19 protein-coding genes are annotated in these 17,639 nt (G+C 68.3%); 10 read left to right on the top strand and 9 right to left on the bottom strand.

Annotation, left to right across the window (positions count from 1 at the left end; genetic code table 11):
• On the bottom strand, positions 1-638 hold a 638-nt coding region (locus H537_RS0138870), incomplete at its 3' end, for a mechanosensitive ion channel family protein (protein WP_211235157.1).
• Between the two features lie 135 nt (positions 639-773).
• Between H537_RS0138870 and H537_RS48315 the strand changes: the two genes are divergently transcribed.
• Positions 774-2,075, top strand: a complete 1,302-nt coding sequence (locus H537_RS48315; protein ID WP_084151296.1) for a cation:proton antiporter — start codon at positions 774-776, stop codon at positions 2,073-2,075.
• Between the two features lie 125 nt (positions 2,076-2,200).
• On the opposite strand, the gene H537_RS48310 is transcribed toward H537_RS48315, so the two are convergent.
• The 4 genes from H537_RS48310 to H537_RS0138850 form a co-directional block, all read right to left on the bottom strand.
• Positions 2,201-2,650, bottom strand: coding sequence for a hypothetical protein (locus H537_RS48310; RefSeq protein WP_029002146.1), 450 nt, complete (start codon positions 2,648-2,650; stop codon positions 2,201-2,203).
• A gap of 258 nt (positions 2,651-2,908) precedes the next feature.
• Complete coding sequence (locus tag H537_RS0138855) at positions 2,909-4,321, bottom strand: TrkH family potassium uptake protein (protein ID WP_238446962.1); 1,413 nt, start codon at positions 4,319-4,321, stop codon at positions 2,909-2,911.
• A complete protein-coding gene (locus H537_RS56190) occupies positions 4,242-4,862 on the bottom strand; it encodes a porin (protein WP_084151295.1) in 621 nt (206 codons plus the stop codon). Before H537_RS56190 ends, H537_RS0138855 begins: the two co-directional genes overlap by 80 nt.
• Positions 4,863-4,911: 49 nt before the next feature.
• Positions 4,912-5,466, bottom strand: coding sequence for a VOC family protein (locus tag H537_RS0138850; RefSeq protein ID WP_029002144.1), 555 nt, complete (start codon positions 5,464-5,466; stop codon positions 4,912-4,914).
• Positions 5,467-5,527: 61 nt separating this feature from the next.
• Between H537_RS0138850 and H537_RS56385 the strand changes: the two genes are divergently transcribed.
• Complete coding sequence (locus H537_RS56385; protein ID WP_259375260.1) at positions 5,528-5,653, top strand: hypothetical protein; 126 nt, start codon at positions 5,528-5,530, stop codon at positions 5,651-5,653.
• A 230-nt stretch (positions 5,654-5,883) separates the two neighbouring features.
• On the opposite strand, the gene H537_RS0138840 is transcribed toward H537_RS56385, so the two are convergent.
• Positions 5,884-6,699, bottom strand: a complete 816-nt coding sequence (locus tag H537_RS0138840; RefSeq protein WP_051244650.1) for a DNA-binding transcriptional regulator — start codon at positions 6,697-6,699, stop codon at positions 5,884-5,886.
• 81 nt (positions 6,700-6,780) lie between these two features.
• On the opposite strand from H537_RS0138840, the gene mhpA reads away from it, so the two are divergent.
• The 8 genes from mhpA (at position 6,781) to H537_RS0138800 (ending at position 15,429) form a co-directional block, all read left to right on the top strand.
• A complete protein-coding gene (mhpA, locus tag H537_RS0138835; protein WP_375136362.1) occupies positions 6,781-8,622 on the top strand; it encodes a bifunctional 3-(3-hydroxy-phenyl)propionate/3-hydroxycinnamic acid hydroxylase MhpA in 1,842 nt (613 codons plus the stop codon).
• A complete protein-coding gene (locus H537_RS0138830) occupies positions 8,619-9,575 on the top strand; it encodes a 3-carboxyethylcatechol 2,3-dioxygenase (protein ID WP_084151294.1) in 957 nt (318 codons plus the stop codon). The genes mhpA and H537_RS0138830 overlap by 4 nt, the downstream gene beginning before the upstream one ends.
• Before the next feature lie 17 nt (positions 9,576-9,592).
• Complete coding sequence (gene mhpD / locus H537_RS0138825) at positions 9,593-10,381, top strand: 2-keto-4-pentenoate hydratase (protein ID WP_029002140.1); 789 nt, start codon at positions 9,593-9,595, stop codon at positions 10,379-10,381.
• A gap of 33 nt (positions 10,382-10,414) precedes the next feature.
• Entirely contained in the window at positions 10,415-11,392 is a 978-nt protein-coding gene (locus H537_RS0138820) for a Bug family tripartite tricarboxylate transporter substrate binding protein (protein WP_029002139.1), read from the top strand.
• Positions 11,393-11,402: 10 nt separating this feature from the next.
• A complete protein-coding gene (locus tag H537_RS0138815; RefSeq protein ID WP_029002138.1) occupies positions 11,403-12,347 on the top strand; it encodes an acetaldehyde dehydrogenase (acetylating) in 945 nt (314 codons plus the stop codon).
• A 14-nt stretch (positions 12,348-12,361) separates the two neighbouring features.
• Positions 12,362-13,420, top strand: coding sequence for a 4-hydroxy-2-oxovalerate aldolase (gene dmpG, locus H537_RS0138810; RefSeq protein WP_029002137.1), 1,059 nt, complete (start codon positions 12,362-12,364; stop codon positions 13,418-13,420).
• A 39-nt stretch (positions 13,421-13,459) separates the two neighbouring features.
• Entirely contained in the window at positions 13,460-14,329 is an 870-nt protein-coding gene (locus H537_RS0138805) for an alpha/beta fold hydrolase (protein ID WP_029002136.1), read from the top strand.
• 116 nt (positions 14,330-14,445) lie between these two features.
• Positions 14,446-15,429 (top strand): Bug family tripartite tricarboxylate transporter substrate binding protein, encoded by a 984-nt coding sequence (locus tag H537_RS0138800; RefSeq protein ID WP_043462163.1) that lies wholly within the window; start codon positions 14,446-14,448, stop codon positions 15,427-15,429.
• On the opposite strand, the gene H537_RS48305 is transcribed toward H537_RS0138800, so the two are convergent.
• From H537_RS48305 to H537_RS0138785, 3 genes are read right to left on the bottom strand one after another with little or no spacing between them, the layout of a single operon-like run.
• Complete coding sequence (locus H537_RS48305) at positions 15,401-16,663, bottom strand: YbfB/YjiJ family MFS transporter (protein WP_084151293.1); 1,263 nt, start codon at positions 16,661-16,663, stop codon at positions 15,401-15,403. The two genes, H537_RS0138800 and H537_RS48305, sit on opposite strands and share 29 nt — an antisense overlap.
• Before the next feature lie 14 nt (positions 16,664-16,677).
• A complete protein-coding gene (locus H537_RS0138790; protein WP_029002134.1) occupies positions 16,678-17,145 on the bottom strand; it encodes a carboxymuconolactone decarboxylase family protein in 468 nt (155 codons plus the stop codon).
• Positions 17,146-17,183: 38 nt separating this feature from the next.
• Positions 17,184-17,603, bottom strand: coding sequence for a cupin domain-containing protein (locus H537_RS0138785; RefSeq protein WP_029002133.1), 420 nt, complete (start codon positions 17,601-17,603; stop codon positions 17,184-17,186).
• Between the last annotated feature and the right edge of the window lie 36 nt (positions 17,604-17,639).

The raw sequence follows: 17,639 nt of genomic DNA, 5'->3' as shown, positions 1-17,639 counted from the left end.
ATGGGCTCGTCGAAGATCTTCGAGTTCGCCACCGTGACGATGCGGCCGGTGAACTGGCGGCTGCGTACCCACATCGCCGGGTCGGCGCCCTGCACCGCCGGCGGCTGGCCCATTTCCATGATGGTGGTCTGGATGAACCCCAGCGCCACGACGTCGCCGCGCACGCCGCCCATGGTGATGCGGTCGCCCACCGTGAAGTTCTTCCCGCGCAGGATCACGAAGTAGCCCGCCAGCGAGGTGACCACCTTCTGCAGCGCGAAGGCCAGGCCGGCGGTGACCAGCCCCACCGCGGTGGTCAGCGTGCCGGGATTGTCGAACCAGATCGACAGCACGCCCACCAGCCCGACGATGGCGATGAGCAGGCTGCGGCCCTGCCGGGCCCAGAAGCGCACGCGCTCGCGGCGTGCACCGGCGTGGGCGGTGAGCGCGCGGATGAGCGCCCCCAGCGCCAGGCCCAGCAGTGCCAACACGGCAATCAGCATCAGCGTGAGCAGCAGCTTGTGGCCGGTGACCTCGTTGATGCCGACCAGACGAATGCCGAACAGTTGCATCGTGAACCCCGCGGTGGACGCATTGGAAAGCAAGCATCGTTCCCCGGAGTCCGGCTCCTCCCATGGCGCCAGGTCCAAGGCGGTCATGCGCCCCCACCGGCAGCGGCGTGACCAAGGAAGTCTGAGAGCTGTCACAGGCACGGCCCCTGCCATCCGAAGCGCACTGTCAACTCAGCAGGGCGGGAACGCGCCGTGCACATCGGCGTTCCGCCCGCATCATTCATGCTTGACATCGCCGCCATCTGCCTCGTGGTCACGGCGCTGCTGGCCTATGTGAACCAGCGCTTCGTCGGCCTGCCCACCACCATCGGCGTCATGGCCGCCGCGCTGCTGCTGTCGGTGGCCCTGATTGGTCTGGACCTGCTGGGCTGGCTGCCCGGGCTGCGCGACTTCGAGGCCTCGCTCATCGCCTCCATCGACTTTTCCGACGTGCTGCTGCAGGGCATGCTCTCACTGCTGCTGTTTGCAGGCGCGCTGCACATCGACCTCAGCGAGCTGCGCAGTTACCGCTGGCAGGTCGCGGCGCTGGCCGTGGGCGGCACGCTGCTGTCCACGCTGGTGGTGGGCTTCGCATTGTGGGCGCTGCTGCCGCTGGTGGGGTGGGAACTGCCGCTGCTGAGCTGCCTGCTTTTCGGTGCGCTGATCTCGCCCACCGATCCGATCGCGGTGCTGGGCATCCTGAAGTCGGCCGGCGCACCGCGCGACGTGGAACTGGTGATCACGGGCGAATCGCTGTTCAACGACGGTGTGGGCGTGGTCATCTTCACCTTGCTGCTGGGAGTGGCTACCAGCGGCACGATTCCCACCGTGGGCGAAGCTGGCCTGCTGCTGCTGCAGGAGGCGCTTGGCGGCTTGGCGTTCGGCGTGGCCGTCGGTTGGGCCACCTTTCTCTTGCTGCGCAGCATCGACCATTACCAGGTGGAAGTGCTCCTGACGCTGGCGGCCGTGGCAGGCGGCTCGGCCCTGGCCACGCATCTTCACGTGTCGGCGCCGCTGGCCATGGTGGCGGCCGGGCTCGTGGTCGGCAACCATGGACGGACATTGGGCATGTCGCAGACCACGCGGCATCACGTCGACCTGTTTTGGGAACTCATCGACGAAATCCTCAACGCCGTGCTGTTCGTGTTGATCGGCATGGAGGTCATCCTCATCCCCTTTGGCGGCGGCACATGGCCCGCCGTCGCACTGGCGGTTGTCTTGACCTTGCTCGCACGGGGCCTCACGGTCGGGTTGCCGGTCGCGCTTTTCCCAGCCTGGTTCAGGTTGCCGCGCGGCGCCGGCCGGGTGCTGACCTGGGGCGGGTTGCGCGGGGGCATCTCCGTCGCGCTGGCGTTGTCGCTGCCAGAGAGCGCAGGGCGCGATCTGCTGGTGCCATTGACCTATGCGATGGTGGTCTTCTCGGTGCTGGTGCAGGGCCTGACGATTGGACACGTGGTCAGGGCGTCGGTATGCGGTGACCGTGCGCCTGGCCCAGGGACGCGCCCGCAAGAGGCGCATGACAGCCAGCCGCTGTCCGGAGGTTGACCCAACAATTCTTCGGCTCCGCTTTCGCGTCGTGACTGCTCGCAGAAGCAGTGGACCCGCCTGTTTGGATCACTGAACTTCAACGCCATCCCGGACTGACGCGGCAAAGTGACGACACGCAGGCATCACTCCAGCAGCGTGATGCGCCGAAACTCCTCCGCGACCATACGGTCTTCCTCGGTTCCGATGAAGATCGGTGTCTGGCGCAGCTCGATGCGCGCGCGGCAGCCTACCAGGTCCGACGGCAGCCGGGCACCGTTGTCGAGCCACTGCACGCAGATCGGCGCTTCGCACACCCCACTGACGACACGCCTGTCGGGCAGTTCAACTTCCAGCCAGCACTTCTCGTCGCTGCACTCAAAGCGCCGCAGCATTGCTTCCACCACGCGTGCTGCAGGCGCGGAGGCGGACCGGACATCGCCGGACAGCTGCACTTGGCGCTCGGCCGGGCCGTCGCACCCCGTCAGCAGCATCAACAACACAGTGACTGCGGCGACCATGGATTGCACGCCACCGACACCATCCCGGCCCTCGCGGCCGACGGCGCTCGGTGATGCCTTGGGGCTGCAGTTCATGGCCCAAGAGTGGTTTCAACCGCATGGACACGGACCTCCCTGTTTTGGAGTCGCCCGGGCGCCAACGGTTCCTCGGCATGCTGATGCTTGAAGGCACGTCATGCGATGCTGAAGGTGCCGACAGGCGATCGTTGACGCCACGTCGGTCCAACGCCGCGACGACACGCCGTAAGCAAGGGCTCGCATGCACGGGTAGGCAGTGGCTTGCCGGAGAACAGCGCTTCACGGGACGGTTGGTAAGCGCGGGCATACCGCCTGTCACTTGCGCCAGAAGGATCGCGTGAACAGCACCAGGATGGAGAACAGCTCCAGCCGGCCCAGCAGCATCGTGGCGGTGCAGACCCAGATTTCGAAGTCGCTGAGCCCTTGGTAGTTGCCGGCCGGGCCAACTTGGCCAAGGCCAGGGCCCGTGTTGTTGAGGCAGGCCACGACGGCGGTGAAGGCCGTGACCACGTCCAGGCCGGAAAACAGCAGCAGCATCGTGGCAGCGACCATCACCGCGCCATAGACCAGCATGAAGGCCAGCACCGACTGCAGCACGTTGGCGTCCACGGCCATGCCGCCCAGCGTGATGGGCACCACGGCACGGGGATGCACGATGCGCTTGAACTCGCGCTGCGCGCTCTTCATCAGCAACAGGGAACGGATCAGCTTGATGCCGCCGCCGGTGGAGCCCGCGCAAGTGGTGAAACAACACAGGAACAGCAGCATCAAGGGCACGAAAATCGGCCATTGCGCATAGTCCCGCGTCGCGAACCCGGTGGTGGTGGCGATGGAGACAACGTGGAAGGCCGCGTGGCGCAGTGCTTCCCCAAAGCTGGGATACACCCCGCGCACCAGCAGAAACAGTGTCACGCTCGCCACTGCCGTCGCCAGCAGCCCCAAATAAAGGCGTGCCTCCACGTCGCGCCACACCACGCGCAGGCTGCGTTGCCGCCAAGCCATGAAATACAACGCAAAGTTGATGCCGGCGATCGTCATGAACACGATGGCGACCATCTCGATCGCTGGCGAGTCGAAAGCACCGTAGCTGGCGTCGTAGGCGGCAAAACCGCCCAGGCCCATGGTCGAGCACATGTGCATGAACGCGTCGGCCCAGCCCATGCCAGCCAGCCGGTAGGCCAGGAAGCAGGTCAGAGCGATCGCGAAGTAGATGGTCCACAACCCGCGTGCTGTTTGCGCAATGCGCGGCGTGAGCTTCTGGTCCTTCATCGGTCCGGGCGTCTCGGCCTTGAACAGCTGTGATCCGCCCACGCCCAGCAGCGGCAGGATCGCCACCGCCAGCACCAGGATGCCCATGCCGCCGATGAGCACCATCAGGCAGCGCCAGACGTTGATCGACAGCGGCAGCTTCTCCAGCCCGGTGAGCACGGTGGCGCCGGTGGTGGTCAGGCCCGAGGCGGCTTCGAAGTAAGCGTCGGTGAAGGACAGGTTCTTGATATGGAGCAGCAGCGGCAGCGCGCCGAAGGCTGGCAGCACCGTCCACACCAGGCTCACCAGCAGGAAGCCGTCGCGTGGCAGCAACTCGCGGTGCGAGCGGCGGCCGAGCAGGAACAGCGCCAGACCGGTGAAGAAGGTGACGAGGATTGCTTCATCGTAGGAAGACAAGGCCGCGTCGTTTCCGAAGAAGGCGAAGGCCAGCGGTACCAGCATGGTGCCGGCAAACAGCATCAGCACGCCGCCAAGCACGCCCAGGACAGGAAACAAGCTTTGCATGCTCAATCGACTTGGTAGCCAAACTCGTGCAGCGAGGATGCGACACCGCAGTGGCTTTGTGGTGTTGCCGCCATCCTGCGGCATGTTCAACCGCAGTAGGCCCCTGGGACGCTATATCAAGGCCGCGGAAACGACGCTGGCCGTCTTCGAGGCGACGTACGACGCGATGCGTTGGCATCTGCCGCTGCAAGAGATACTGACGCACAGACCTCGGTGGAACAAGTCTCTGCGCGCCGGTGTCCAGGGTGAAACCGTTCTCCAGCGTGAACAGCCCCGTGAGGCCGTTGCCCAGGTCCTCGCAGCCACGGAAGCCGAAACGCGAGGACTGCAGCCGCCCGCTGTCGAGCAGGTTCAGGCTGGCGCCGCCGCGGTTGCTGATGTGCGTCACCGCCACGTCCGTGATGCCGTAGAGCGTGACGCTGGAGGTGGCTTGCTGCGCTGCTGCCGGCATCGCGGCGGCAGCGGTCGCCCACAGCGCGGCGAGATGTTTCTTCATATGTCTCCTGTCGGTTCTGCGCTTGTGGGAGGGGCGTCGAGTGCGCTTCTCAGCCGGCGGCGCGCTGGGCGTCGATGCAGGCCTGGATCTGGGCCATCCATTCCTTGCGCGTCATGAAGTCCAGGCTGGACCGGGCCGAGGCTTGCGTGTGCGCGCGGATCGTTTCCTCGGACTCGGTGATCAGGTCCAGGGGCCACCCGGTCGGCTGGCTCACGTGCCAGCCTGTCGGCGTGTAGATCTCGATGCGGTTGCCTTCGGGGTCGGCAACATCGACGCTCCACGTGTTGCCGTGGTCCTTCTGCTGCAGGATCGGCACGCCAGCCTCGTGGAAGGCGATGGCCCGTTGCTTCAGCTCCGACAGGCTCCCGATCGTGAAGGACAGCTGGTCGGCACCCAGCCATTCCGGCTGGCGGCCACTGGCAAAGGCGATCTGGTGGTGCTCCTCGGGGTCGCCGGTCATGAAGATGACCCGGTGTCCGGCCTTGGCGTCGCCCACGTCGGACGCCACCATGCCGAACCAGCGCGAGTAGAACCGAGCCAGAAAATCCGGATCGAACGTGGAGATGCCCGTGTGGCGGAAGTTCATCTTCGGAAGTGAAGCCATCATTGGTTCCCCTGGTGCAAGGCTTCAAGAAGAGGCGCCGGGATGGGGTTGCAAGCCGTCGATGGACAGGCGCCTGCGGCAGCGCATCGCCGGTGTCGCGACGCGCATCGGCGCCTTGACAGAGCGCAAACTTTATGGGTCCGGCGTCCTGATCGAAAACCATCTTTTCTCCGTCACCATGCCGTGAAGTCATTGAAGACGGACTGCTGCCGACGGTCTCAGCAGACGCGTGTATTCAAAAATACCCCGCCTCTACAGCAAAATTCGATGCCCCTCACATCCGGTGGTCGCATCAAGGTTTGGTGGCTGATTGATGACGGGAGATGGCGCGGGCAGGGCTTGGGCGCTGCTCGGCAGGCACTGGTTGCCGGCGCAGGATGGACGCGTTGGCGAAGCCGGACAGGCCCAGCGCCCTGATCAGCTCTCGATCCAGGCTCGGCTGCCGCGGCCAATGGCGTCGGCCAGGCGCCGCAGCGCCGGCACGAAGCGCTGCTGCAGGTCATGCTCGGACACCGCGGCTTTCGGAAACACCAGGTTCAGTGCGGCCAGCAGCCGCGGCCCGGCATGCACCGGCACGGCCACGGCGGCGAAGTCCGCTTCCTGGAGCCATTCGCCTTCGTTGACGGCGTAACCGCGCTCCAGCGTCTGCGCGATCAGGCGCTGCACGCAGGCGGCGTCGCGCGCCAGCGCGCCCAGGCGGTCGCTGCGGCGGCGCAGCAGCTCCAGCATCGCCTCGCGCTCGGCCTCGTCGGCGGCGGCCAGGTAGGCGCGGCCGATGGCGGTCTCCAGCAGCGGCATTTTCTCGCCGATCATCGCCCGGTGCTGCGACAGCGCGCTCCAGCGGTGCGTGGACTCGCGCACCACCATGAAGCCCGCCTCGGCCGTGCCCAGGTCGCAAGGCCACACCAGCTCGCGCACGGCCGCCTGCATGGCCGGCGAGGCGATGCGCGCCACCCAGGCCTCGTCCTCGAAGCCCTCGCTCAGCCGCCGCACCTCGAAGGTCAGGTAGTACTGCCCTTCCTTCTCGCCCTGGCGCACGAAGCCCTGCGCGCGCAGCGTCTCCAGCAGCCGCTTGGTGGTGGTGCGGTCCAACCCGCACAGGCGCGCCAGCTCGGTGGTACTGCCGATGCCCCCGGGCAGCCGGTTCAGGGCCTTGAGCACGGCCAGCCCGCGCGAGAGGCCGCGCACCTCCTTGTAGACGCCTTCGTCGCTGTCGCCGGCTGTTGGGGGCATGGCAGGTCTTGATCCGGGTTAACCCAGGCGCAAGCGTGCACCAGGTGCACGCAGTTTACGCATTGATCCAGCGCAAGGACATTGCGGCCACCGCGGCGCGACGCCGCTCGGATCTCGAAGGAGACAGCCGTGTCCACCTACCCACCCCGCTTCGACGCTGACGTGCTGATCGTCGGTGCCGGCCCGGTCGGGCTGACCATCGCCAACACCCTGGGCCTCTACGGCGTGCGGGTGCTGGTGGTGGAGAAGCTCGATTCCATCATCGACTACCCCCGCGCCATCGGCATCGACGACGAGTCGCTGCGCACGCTGCAAGCCACCGGCCTGGCCGCGCAGGTGCAGGCCCACATCACGCCCGATCACGCCATGCGTTTCGTCACTGGCAGCGGGCGCTGCTTCGCCGACATCGACCCGCGCACCGACGAGTTCGGCTGGTCCCGGCGCAACGCCTTCATCCAGCCGCAGATCGACGACATCCTCTACCAGGGCCTGTCGCGCTTCGCGCACGTGCAGGTGCTCTTCGGCCACGAGGTCGAGTCCCTCACGCAGGACGACGCCGGCGTGACGCTGCAGCTCAAGGGTGTCGAGGGCGTGAGGCAGGCTCGCGGCCGCTACCTCGTGGCCTGCGACGGCGGCAACAGCTTCATCCGCCGCAGCCTGAACGTGCCTTTCGAGGGCCGCACCAAGCCCAACCAGTGGATCGTGGTGGACGTGCGCAACGACCCGCTGGGCACGCCCCACGTCTACATGCACTGCGACCCCGAGCGCCCCTACGTCTCGGCTGCGCTGCCGCACGGCATCCGGCGCTTCGAGTTCATGGTGATGCCGGGCGAGACGGAAGAGGAGCTGTCCCGGCCCGAGAACATGGCGCGCCTCATGCGCAAGGTGGTGGCCGATCCCGACAAGGTGGACTACATCCGCAAGCGCGTCTACACGCACAACGCACGGCTGGCCCAGACGTTCCGCGAGCGGCGCGTCCTGCTGGCCGGCGACGCGGCGCACATCATGCCGGTGTGGCAGGGCCAGGGCTACAACAGCGGCCTGCGCGACGCCAGCAACCTGGCGTGGAAGCTGGCGCACGTGGTCAAGGGCCTGGCCGGCGACCGGCTGCTCGACAGCTACACCCAGGAGCGGCGCAGCCACGCGCGCTCGATGATCCATCTCTCGGAAGTTGCGGGTGACATCTTCGCGCCCGCGAGCCGCTGGGGTGCGAAGCTGCGCGACGGCCTGACGCTGGCGCTCAACCGGCTGCCCTCGGCCAAGCGCTACATCGTCGAGATGCGCTTCAAGCCCATGCCGCGCTACCGGCAGGGTGCCGTGCTGACCAGCGGCGCGTCGGCGAGTCACGGCCTGCTGGCGCGGGTGCTGGAGCGCTCGGGCGGCTCGGCCCTGGGCCGCCTGCTGGGCCTGATGGCGGAAAAGGAAGGCTCGCCGGTGCACCGCCTCGTGCATGGCCGGCAAGCCGACGAAGGCACCGCCGTGGGCCGCATGTTCCTCCAGCCCCGCGTGCTGTGCGAGGACGGGCAGACGCGGCTGCTGGACGAGGTGGTCGGGCTGAACTTCGCCATCGTGGCCTGGGGCACCGATCCGACCCACGGCATGAGCACGCAGTCGCGTGCCTTCTGGGAGCGGCTGGGCGCGCGCTTCATCACCGTCAAGCCCGCAGTACAGATGGCGCACCGCGACGACCAACGTCCCGGCGTGACCTGCATCGGCGACCTGGGCAACCGGCTCAAGGCCTGGTTCGCGCAGCAGCCCAGCTCGGTGGTCTTCATCCGCCCGGACCGCTTCGTGGCCGCGCTGTGCTCGCCGCAGGAAGTGGAGGCCACCACCCGCGCGCTGGCCGAGGTGATGGCCATGCCGCTGGCGGCGCAAGCCGCCACCGCCGCCGCGCCGGTGTTCGCGCTCGCGGAGGCTGCATGAGCATGGAACGCGCATTCCTGGGCCTGTCCCATTCGCCGCTGATGGGGCTCAACCCCGTGGTGACCTCGGTGGAGCAGGAGCTCCAGGCCGCCATCGCCGCGGCCCGCGAGCAGGTGCAGGCCTTCGCGCCGGAGCTGGTGGTGCTGGTGGCACCCGACCACTACAACGGCTTCTTCAACGAGCTGATGCCGCCGTTCTGCATCGGCACGCAGGCGCGCTCGGTGGGCGACTACCTCACGCCGCCCGGCGAGCTGCACGTGGAATCCGACGCGGCGCTGGCGCTGGCCGAGCGGCTGATGGACGAGGGCTTCGACCTCGCCGTCTCGCGCCGCATGGTCGTGGACCATGGTTTCGCCCAGGCCCTGCAGCTCATCTGGGGCAGCCTGGACACGCCGCCGGTGCTGCCCATCTTCCTCAACGCGGTGGCGCAACCCGGCATTCCGCGCCTGCGCCGCTGCCGCCAGCTTGGCGAGGCCATCGGCCGCTTTCTCGATACCGTCCCGAAGCGCACGCTGCTCATCGGCTCCGGCGGCCTGTCGCACGAGCCGCCGGTGCCCACGCTGGCGCATCCGGACCCGGCCGTGCGCGAGCGCATCACCTTCAGGAACGAACCGTCGCCGGCCGACCGCGACGCCAAGACGCAGCGCGTGATGGCTGCCGGCCAGGCGCTGGCCGCGGGGCACGACTCGATCAAGCCCCTCAACCCGCAGTGGGACCGCCGCTGGATGGATGCACTTGCAGCCGGCGGCGCCGAACTCGATGCCCTGTGCGCCATGAGCGAGGACAGCATCGAGCGCGACGCCGGGCTCTCGGCCCACGAGTCCAAGAGCTGGCTCGTGGCCCGCAGCGCGCTGCCCACCGGCCAGGCCCTGCCCTGCCCCCTGCGCCATTACCAGGCCATTCCCGAATACATCGCCGGCTTCGGCGTGATGCTGCTCCAGCAGCCCAACTGACATCGACAGGACACCGCATGGACCCCCGTATCGAACAATGGGCGCAGCGCCTGCGCCAGGCCGAGTCCCAACGCGAGCCCGTGGAGCCGCTGCGCGACGAGATCGGCGCCGACCCCGATGGCGCCATCGCCTACGCCATCCAGCAGGCCAACGTGGCGCATGCGCTGGCCCAGGGGCGGCGCATCGTGGGCCGCAAGATCGGCCTGACCTCCCCCGCCGTGCAGAAGCAGCTCGGCGTGGACCAGCCCGACTTCGGCACCCTCTTCGCCGACATGCTCTACGGCGACGACGAGGAGGTGCCGCTGTCGCGCACGCTGCAGCCCAAGGTCGAGGCCGAGGTGGCGCTGGTGCTCTCGCGCGACCTGCCCGCGGCCGACACCACGCTCGTCGAGCTGATCAATGCCACGGCCTACGTGCTGCCGGCCATCGAGATCGTGGGCAGCCGCATCGCGCGCTGGAACATCCGCTTCACCGACACCGTGGCCGACAACGCCTCCAGCGGCCTGGTGGTGCTCGGCGGCGTACCCACGAAGCTCGACGGCCTGGACCTCAAGCTGTGCGCGATGTCGATGGCGCGCGGCGAGGAGACCGTCTCCAGCGGCAGCGGCGCGGCCTGCCTGGGCCACCCGCTCAACGCCGCGGTGTGGCTGGCGCGCAAGCTCGCCGCGCTGGGACAGCCGCTGCGTGCCGGCGACCTCGTGCTCACCGGCGCACTGGGGCCCATGGTCGCCGTGCAGCCCGGCGACCGCTTCGAGGCCCGCATCGAAGGCGTGGGCAGCGTGCGTGCGCGCTTTTCCGCCGCTTGAGCTCCCTTCCGTAAAGACCCTCAAGGAGTCGCCATGAACCCCACCCGTCGCTTCACCCTGGGTGCGTTGGCCGCCGCGGCTGCGCTGGCACTGGCCGGCCCGGCCGTCGCCCAGGACTTTCCGAGCAAGCCCGTCACCCTGGTCGTGCCCTTCCCGCCTGGCGGCGTCACGGACCAGATTGCCCGCGTGCTGGCCGGCAAGATGCAGGAAGACCTGCGCCAGACCGTCATCGTGGACAACAAACCCGGCGCCGGCGGCCAGATCGCCGCGCAGGCGGTCAAGAGCGCTCCGGCCGACGGCCACACGCTCTTCGTGGCCGCCACGGAGATGTTCGCCATCAACCCGACGCTGTTCCGCAAGTTCAGCTACGACCCGCTCAAGGACTTCCAGCCCGTCACGGCACTGATCTCGTCGCCGCTGGTGCTGGTCGTGCCCAAGAACAGCCCGGCCAACTCGGTGGCCGACCTGGTGGCGGCCAGCAGGAAGGATGGCGGCCTGAACTTCGCCTCGCAGGGCGTGGGCTCCATCGGCCACCTGCTGGGCGAGCTCTACCGCAGCAAGACCGGCGGCGGCTTCCATCACGTCGCCTACAAGGGCTCGGCGCCGGCGCTGCAGGACCTCATGGGCGGCCAGGTGGACCTGATGTTCGACCCCGTCATCACCACCGCGCCGCTGATCCAGAGCGGCAAGCTGAAACCCCTGGCCATCGCCGCCACGAAACGCGCGGCACAACTGCCCGACGTGCGCACGCTGCAGGAGCTGGGCACTTCGGGGGTGGACGCCAGCGTGTGGTTCGGCGCCGTGGTCAAGGCCGGCACGCCGGCGCCAGCGGTTGCCCGGCTCAACGAGTCGCTGGCCAAGGCACTGCGCAGCCCGGACGTGGTCAAGCGCTTCAGCGACCAGGGCCTGCAGCCCATGCCGATGAGCCCCGAAGCCTTCGGCAGCTTCATGAAGGAAGAGATCACGCGCTGGAGCGCGCTGGTCAAGACGAGCGGCGCATCCGTCGAATGAGGAACCACCCATGAGCAGCACCAAACTCAAGGCCGCCATCATCGGCAGCGGCAACATCGGCACGGATCTGATGATCAAGATCCTGCGCCACGGCAAGCACATCGAGGTCTCTGCGATGGTCGGCATCGACCCGGCGTCCGACGGCCTGGCGCGCGCGGCGCGGCTGGGCGTGGCGACCACGCACGAGGGCGTCGAAGGCCTGGCGCGGCTGCCGATGTTCGAGGACATCGACATCGTGTTCGATGCCACCTCGGCCGGCGCGCACGTCAGGAACGACGCCTTCCTGCGCGCGCTGAAACCCGGCATCCGCATGGTGGACCTCACGCCTGCGGCCATCGGCCCCTATTGCATCCCGGTGGTCAACGGCGAGCAGCACCTGGACGCGAAGAACCTGAACATGGTCACCTGCGGCGGGCAGGCCACCATCCCGATGGTGGCGGCCGTGAGCCGCGTGGCGAAGGTGCACTACGGCGAGATCGTGGCCTCCATCTCCAGCAAGAGCGCCGGGCCGGGCACGCGCGCCAACATCGACGAGTTCACGGAGACCACCTCCAAGGCCATCGAGGCCGTGGGCGGTGCCGCCAAGGGCAAGGCCATCATCGTGCTCAACCCGGCCGAGCCGCCGCTGATGATGCGCGACACGGTCTACACGCTCTCGGACTTCGCAGACGAGGAGGCCATCGCCGCCTCGGTGGAGCGCATGGCCGCCGACGTGCAGGCCTACGTGCCGGGCTACCGGCTCAAGCAGCGCGTTCAGTTCGACCGCATCGAGCAGCCCCTTCTCATCCCGGGCGTGGGCCGCATCGCGGGCCTGAAGACCAGCATCTTCCTGGAGGTCGAGGGCGCCGCGCACTACCTGCCCGCCTACGCCGGCAACCTCGACATCATGACCAGCGCCGCGCTGCGCACCGCCGAGAGCATGGCGGCCAAGCTACTGCAGCCGCTCACGGCCTGAAGGAGACGATCACCATGAACGGCAAGAAGCTCTACATCTCCGACGTGACGCTGCGCGACGGCAGCCACGCCATCCGCCACCAGTACAGCGTGGCGCAGGCCGCGCAAATCGCCAAGGCGCTGGACGACGCCAGGGTGGACTCCATCGAGGTCGCCCACGGCGACGGGCTGCAAGGGGGCAGCTTCAACTACGGCTTCGGCGCGCACACCGACCTGGAATGGATCGAGGCCGTGGCCAGCGTGGTGAAGCACGCCAAGATCGCCACGCTGCTGCTGCCGGGCATTGGCACCGTGCACGACCTCAAGGCCGCGTATGAGGCGGGTGCCCGCATCGTGCGCGTGGCCACGCACTGCACCGAGGCCGACATCTCGAAGCAGCACATCGAGTACGCGCGGCATCTCGGCATGGAGGCCGTAGGCTTCCTGATGATGAGCCACATGACCACACCGCAGAAGCTCGCCGAGCAGGCCAAGCTCATGGAGAGCTACGGCGCCACCTGCTGCTACGTCGTGGACTCCGGCGGCGCCTTGGGCATGCAGGACGTGCGCGAGCGCTTCCGGGCCTTCAAGGACACGCTGAAGCCCGAGACGCAGACGGGCATGCACGCGCACCACAACCTGAGCCTGGGCGTGGCCAACTCCATCGTCGCGGTGGAGGAAGGGTGTGACCGCATCGACGCCAGCCTGGCCGGCATGGGCGCGGGCGCGGGCAATGCGCCGCTGGAGGTGTTCGTCGCCGCGGCCGAGCGCCTGGGCTGGAACCACGGCACGGACCTGATGCGGCTGATGGACGCGGCCGACGACATCGTGCGCCCGCTGCAGGACCGCCCCGTGCGCGTGGACCGCGAGACGCTGGCGCTGGGCTACGCGGGCGTGTACTCCAGCTTCCTGCGCCACTCGGAAGCGGCGGCCAGGAAGTACGGGCTCAGCACCGTGGACATCCTGGTGGAGCTGGGCCGCCGGCGCATGGTCGGCGGCCAGGAGGACATGATCGTGGACGTGGCGCTGGACCTGCTCAAGCAGCGCGAGCACGAGCGTGCCCACGCCGAGTCCACCATGAGCGAGGCGGGCTGACAGAGCCGCTTGCGAGCCCAACACATCACGGATTGCGCCATGTCTGAAACAAGCAACGTCATCACCGAGGCCTCCACCAGCCGCTTCGTGCGCATCAAGGAAGGCGACCTCGATCTCCAGCTCCACTACAACGACTGCGGCAGCGGCGACGAGACCGTCGTCATGCTGCACGGCTCGGGCCCCGGCGCCAGCGGCTGGGCCAACTTCAACCGCAACATCGAGCCGCTGGTGGCGGCCGGCTACCGGGTCATCCTCATGGACTGCCCGGGCTGGAGCAAGAGCGACCCCATCGTGTGCACCGGCTCGCGCTCCGAGCTCAACGCCCGCGCCCTCAAGGGGCTGATGGACGCCATCGGGCTGGACAAGGCCCACCTGATCGGCAACTCCATGGGTGGGCACAGCGCCGTGGCCTTCGCCCTGGCGAACCCCGCGCGCACGGGAAAGCTCGTCCTCATGGGCGGCGGCACCGGCGGCGCGAGCTCCTTCGTGCCCATGCCCACGGAGGGCATCAAGCTCATCGGCGCGCTGTACCGCCAGCCCACCATCGAGAACCTCAAGCGGATGATGAGCGTGTTTGTGTACGACACGAGCAGCCTCACGGAAGCGCTGTTCCAGGCCCGGCTGGACAACATGCTCACGCGCCGCGACCACCTGGAGAACTTCGTCAAGAGCGCCGAGGCCAACCCCAAGCAGTTCCCCGACGTGGGCCACCGCCTGGGCGAGATCAAGGCGCCGGCGCTGGTGATCTGGGGCCGCGACGACCGCTTCGTGCCGCTGGACACGGGCCTGCGCCTCGTGGCGGGCCTGCAGAACGCGGAGCTGCACGTCTTCAGCCGCTGCGGCCACTGGGCGCAGTGGGAGCACGCCGACAAGTTCAACCGCATGGTGCTGGACTTCCTGGCGCACTGAAGGCACGGGCGGCGGGTCACACTGCGCCCTCCTCACCCTTCAAGCCGCATGCGCCGTCGCGCCCGGGGACTCCGTGGTGGCGACGGCGCTGTTTCCGTTTTGCACGAAAGGCGCACATGAATTCGACAAGACTGCACCGTCGAAGCGTCCTGGCGCTTTTGGCGAGCTTGCCGCTGATGGCCGCTCGCGGTGCGCTGGCCCAGGGCTACCCGGACCGACCGATTCGCCTCGTGGTGCCTTACGCACCGGGCGCCGCGGCGGACCAGCTCGCCCGCGTACTGGCCCGGCCGCTGGCGCAGGCGCTGGGGCAGCCGGTGGTGATTGACAACCGCGCCGGCGCCGGCGGCACGCTGGGCGCCGACATGGTGGCCAAGGCGAGCGCAGACGGCTACACGCTGCTGCTGGGCACGGATGCCACCCAGGCCACCAACCTGCATCTCGCCCGCAAGTTCCCCTATGACCCGCTGCGCCAGTTCACGCCCCTGGTCCTGGCGGCCGTCAACCCGATCGTGCTGGTGGTCCATCCTTCGCTGCCGGCGCGCAACGTGGCGGAGCTGGTCCGGTACGCCAAGGCGCATCCGCGCGCGCTGAGCTACGGCAGCTCGGGCATCGGCACCCCGCACCACCTGGCCGGCGAGCTGCTCAACGAGCGGGCCGGCATCGCGATGGTCCACGTGCCCTACAAGGGCGGCGCGCCGGCCATGACCGACCTGCTCGGCGGCAACATCAACGTGCTGTTCGCCAGCCTCGCCACCGCGCTGCCCTACGTCCAGAACGGGCAGGTCCGCGTGCTCGCCGTGACGCAGGCCCAGCGCCATGGCGGCCTGCCTCAGGTGCCGACCATCGGCGAGACGCTGCCCGGCTACGCGCTCGCGGGCTGGCTGGGCCTGTTCGCGCCGGCCGGTCTGCCTGGAGCGATCCAGACCCGGCTTCAAGCCGAGATCAACAAGGCCCTGGCGGATGAGGCCGTGCGCTCGGCTCTGGAGCAGGCCGGCCTGGTGCCCTCCGGTGGCACGCCGCAGGCGCTGGACGCGCTGGTGCGGGAAGAGCTTGCTACGCGGGGCCGTCTGGTCAAGGCCGCGGGCATCGAGCCGGAGTAGACGAGTCCCGTACTCGTTTGCAATCCTGGGCCGTTCGGGTTCTGCCTCTTTCAGACAGGAGATCCCACAACAGTGCAGACAGGAACGCGCCGGCCGCAACGCTGAACAGCAGGCGATGATTGCCTGCAGAAGCAGTCAACAGAAAGCTGTCGGCGTAGCCTGCGGCTGCTTGGACGAGGGCAAACGCCATGGTCGCCCGCCCCCATGCAGCCTGCTGCAGACCGGGTTGGCCCATCACCGCTTCGTTGACTCGGCCGAGCATGATGGGCACGGCCCCGGGAGGATAGGTACCCAGCAGGAAAGCGGACAGCAAGACGAGTGTCGTGGAGCTCGTGAGGGCGAGCGTTGCCGCAGCCAGCACCTGCAGTGCCAGCGTGAGGCGACTCGTCGTGCGGAACCCGATGCGGTCCGCCAGGGCGCCATAGGACAGCGGCCCTGCCAGGGCACCCACCCCAAAGACAACCCAGAGCAGCGAGCTGGACATCACACTCCAGTGCAGGCCGCGCGCCGCGTAATCGACCAGGAACACCATGGCGGGTACGACGCCAACCGCCATGAGACCGTACTGGCCGTACAGGTGCAGCAGGGAGCGGCGCGCCGGCTGCGGCAATGCGACCGGGTCGCTCACGCGGGGCCGCTCGTTTGGCGGCCAGGCGCGCCAGGTTGCGATGGTCAACAGCAGGGAAATCGCGGCCAGGCTCATCCAGGTGCCAGCCAGGCCGGTTCGCAGCAGCAGGGGCACCAGGGTGCCCGACGCGGCAATCCCCACCCCGAGCCCCAGGAAAATGGCGCCCGCTGCCATGCCTTTGCGCCTTGGCGGGACATGCGGCAGCAAGACACTGCCCACCAGCACCATGATGACGCCGCCGGTGATGCCCGAAAGCAGGCGCCAGAAGAAGAACCAGGCCGTTGACAGCGGAACCGCACACGCGAGAAATGCCAACGCGGTCAGGGACATCGCGCTCCGCACGGCGGCAACCGAGCCGACAGCGGACGCAAGGCGCCGCCCCCCCATGGCCCCCAGCAGGTAACCCAGCAGGTTGGCCGCCGCCAGGAACACGACATCATCCGGACTGAACCAGCGTGCGCCGATCAAGGGCGGAATGAGCGGCGTGTAGGCGAACCGCGCAAGGCCGATGCCCACGAGGCTGGCACACAGCCCCGCTGCAATCAGTGCTGCAACGCCACTTCCGTCCCGCTCGCCCAGGGGCGTAGTAGAGGATTGCAATGGCATGTCCGACTCTGTGGTCAAGCTTGACGGGCCAGGTCCAGCACCGCCTTGGGCGTGTTGCGGAAGCTGATGGCCATGCGGTTGTAGGCGTTCATCAGGCCGATGGCGATCGTGAGATCGACCAGCTCGCGCTCGCTGAACGCCTCGCGTGCGTTGGCATACGCCTCGTCGGGCACGCCGGTTTCGGCCACGCGGGTCACCGACTCTGCCCAGGCCAGCGCGGCGCGCTCGCGCGCGTCGAACAGCCCGCCCGCTTCGCGCCAAGCCTGCAACAGCGCCAGCTTCTCGACCGGCTGGCCCTTGGCCAGCAGGTCGCGGGTATGCATGTCGAGGCAGAAGGCGCAGCCGTTGATCTGTGAGACACGCAGGTAGACGAGGTCCACCAGCACGGCGGACAGGCCGCTGCCCATCACGTAGCCGTAGACGCCACCCAGCGCCTTGGCTCCGGCAGGTGCGATCTGGTTGTAGTCGAGGCGTTGGCTCATTTGGATACTCCAGGAGTGAAGGATGGAAAGGTGACCGGTCAACGGTCGGGGGAAGTCAAGGTGCGCGATTCGGACGAATCGACGACGAAGACCGCGAGCAGCCGGGCTGGCTCGGTGGCGCTGGCATTGCGGCTGACCGTGTGGTGTGCGCCCGGCACCTCATGGAAGCTTTCGCCGGCTCGCACGATGCGCGGAGCCTCGCCGTCCACCTGTGTCTCGACGACGCCCGACAGGACGTAGGCGTAGATGAAGGCCGACTTTGCATGGGTGTGCGGCCGGGAGGCGGCGCCGGGCCCGTACTCGACCACCACCGAAACCAGCGACTTGCCCGGCACGTTGGGCAGCGCGTGTGCGAACTGCGGCGTCACCTGTTCGGTGAGGCTGCCCGCGCCGGCCGGCAGGGCGGGGGCGAAGGCGAGGACGGCGCAGGCGGCGCCAAGAAGGGTTCGATGCATCATGGATCGGGGCGGTTGGAGGTGAGGTGATGTGATGTG

Origin of the sequence: Azohydromonas australica DSM 1124, assembly GCF_000430725.1 — a bacterium.
Lineage (GTDB): Bacteria > Pseudomonadota > Gammaproteobacteria > Burkholderiales > Burkholderiaceae_C > Azohydromonas > Azohydromonas australica.
The sequence above is the reverse complement of the archived record's forward strand: the minus strand, read 5'-3'. Positions and strand labels throughout refer to the sequence as shown.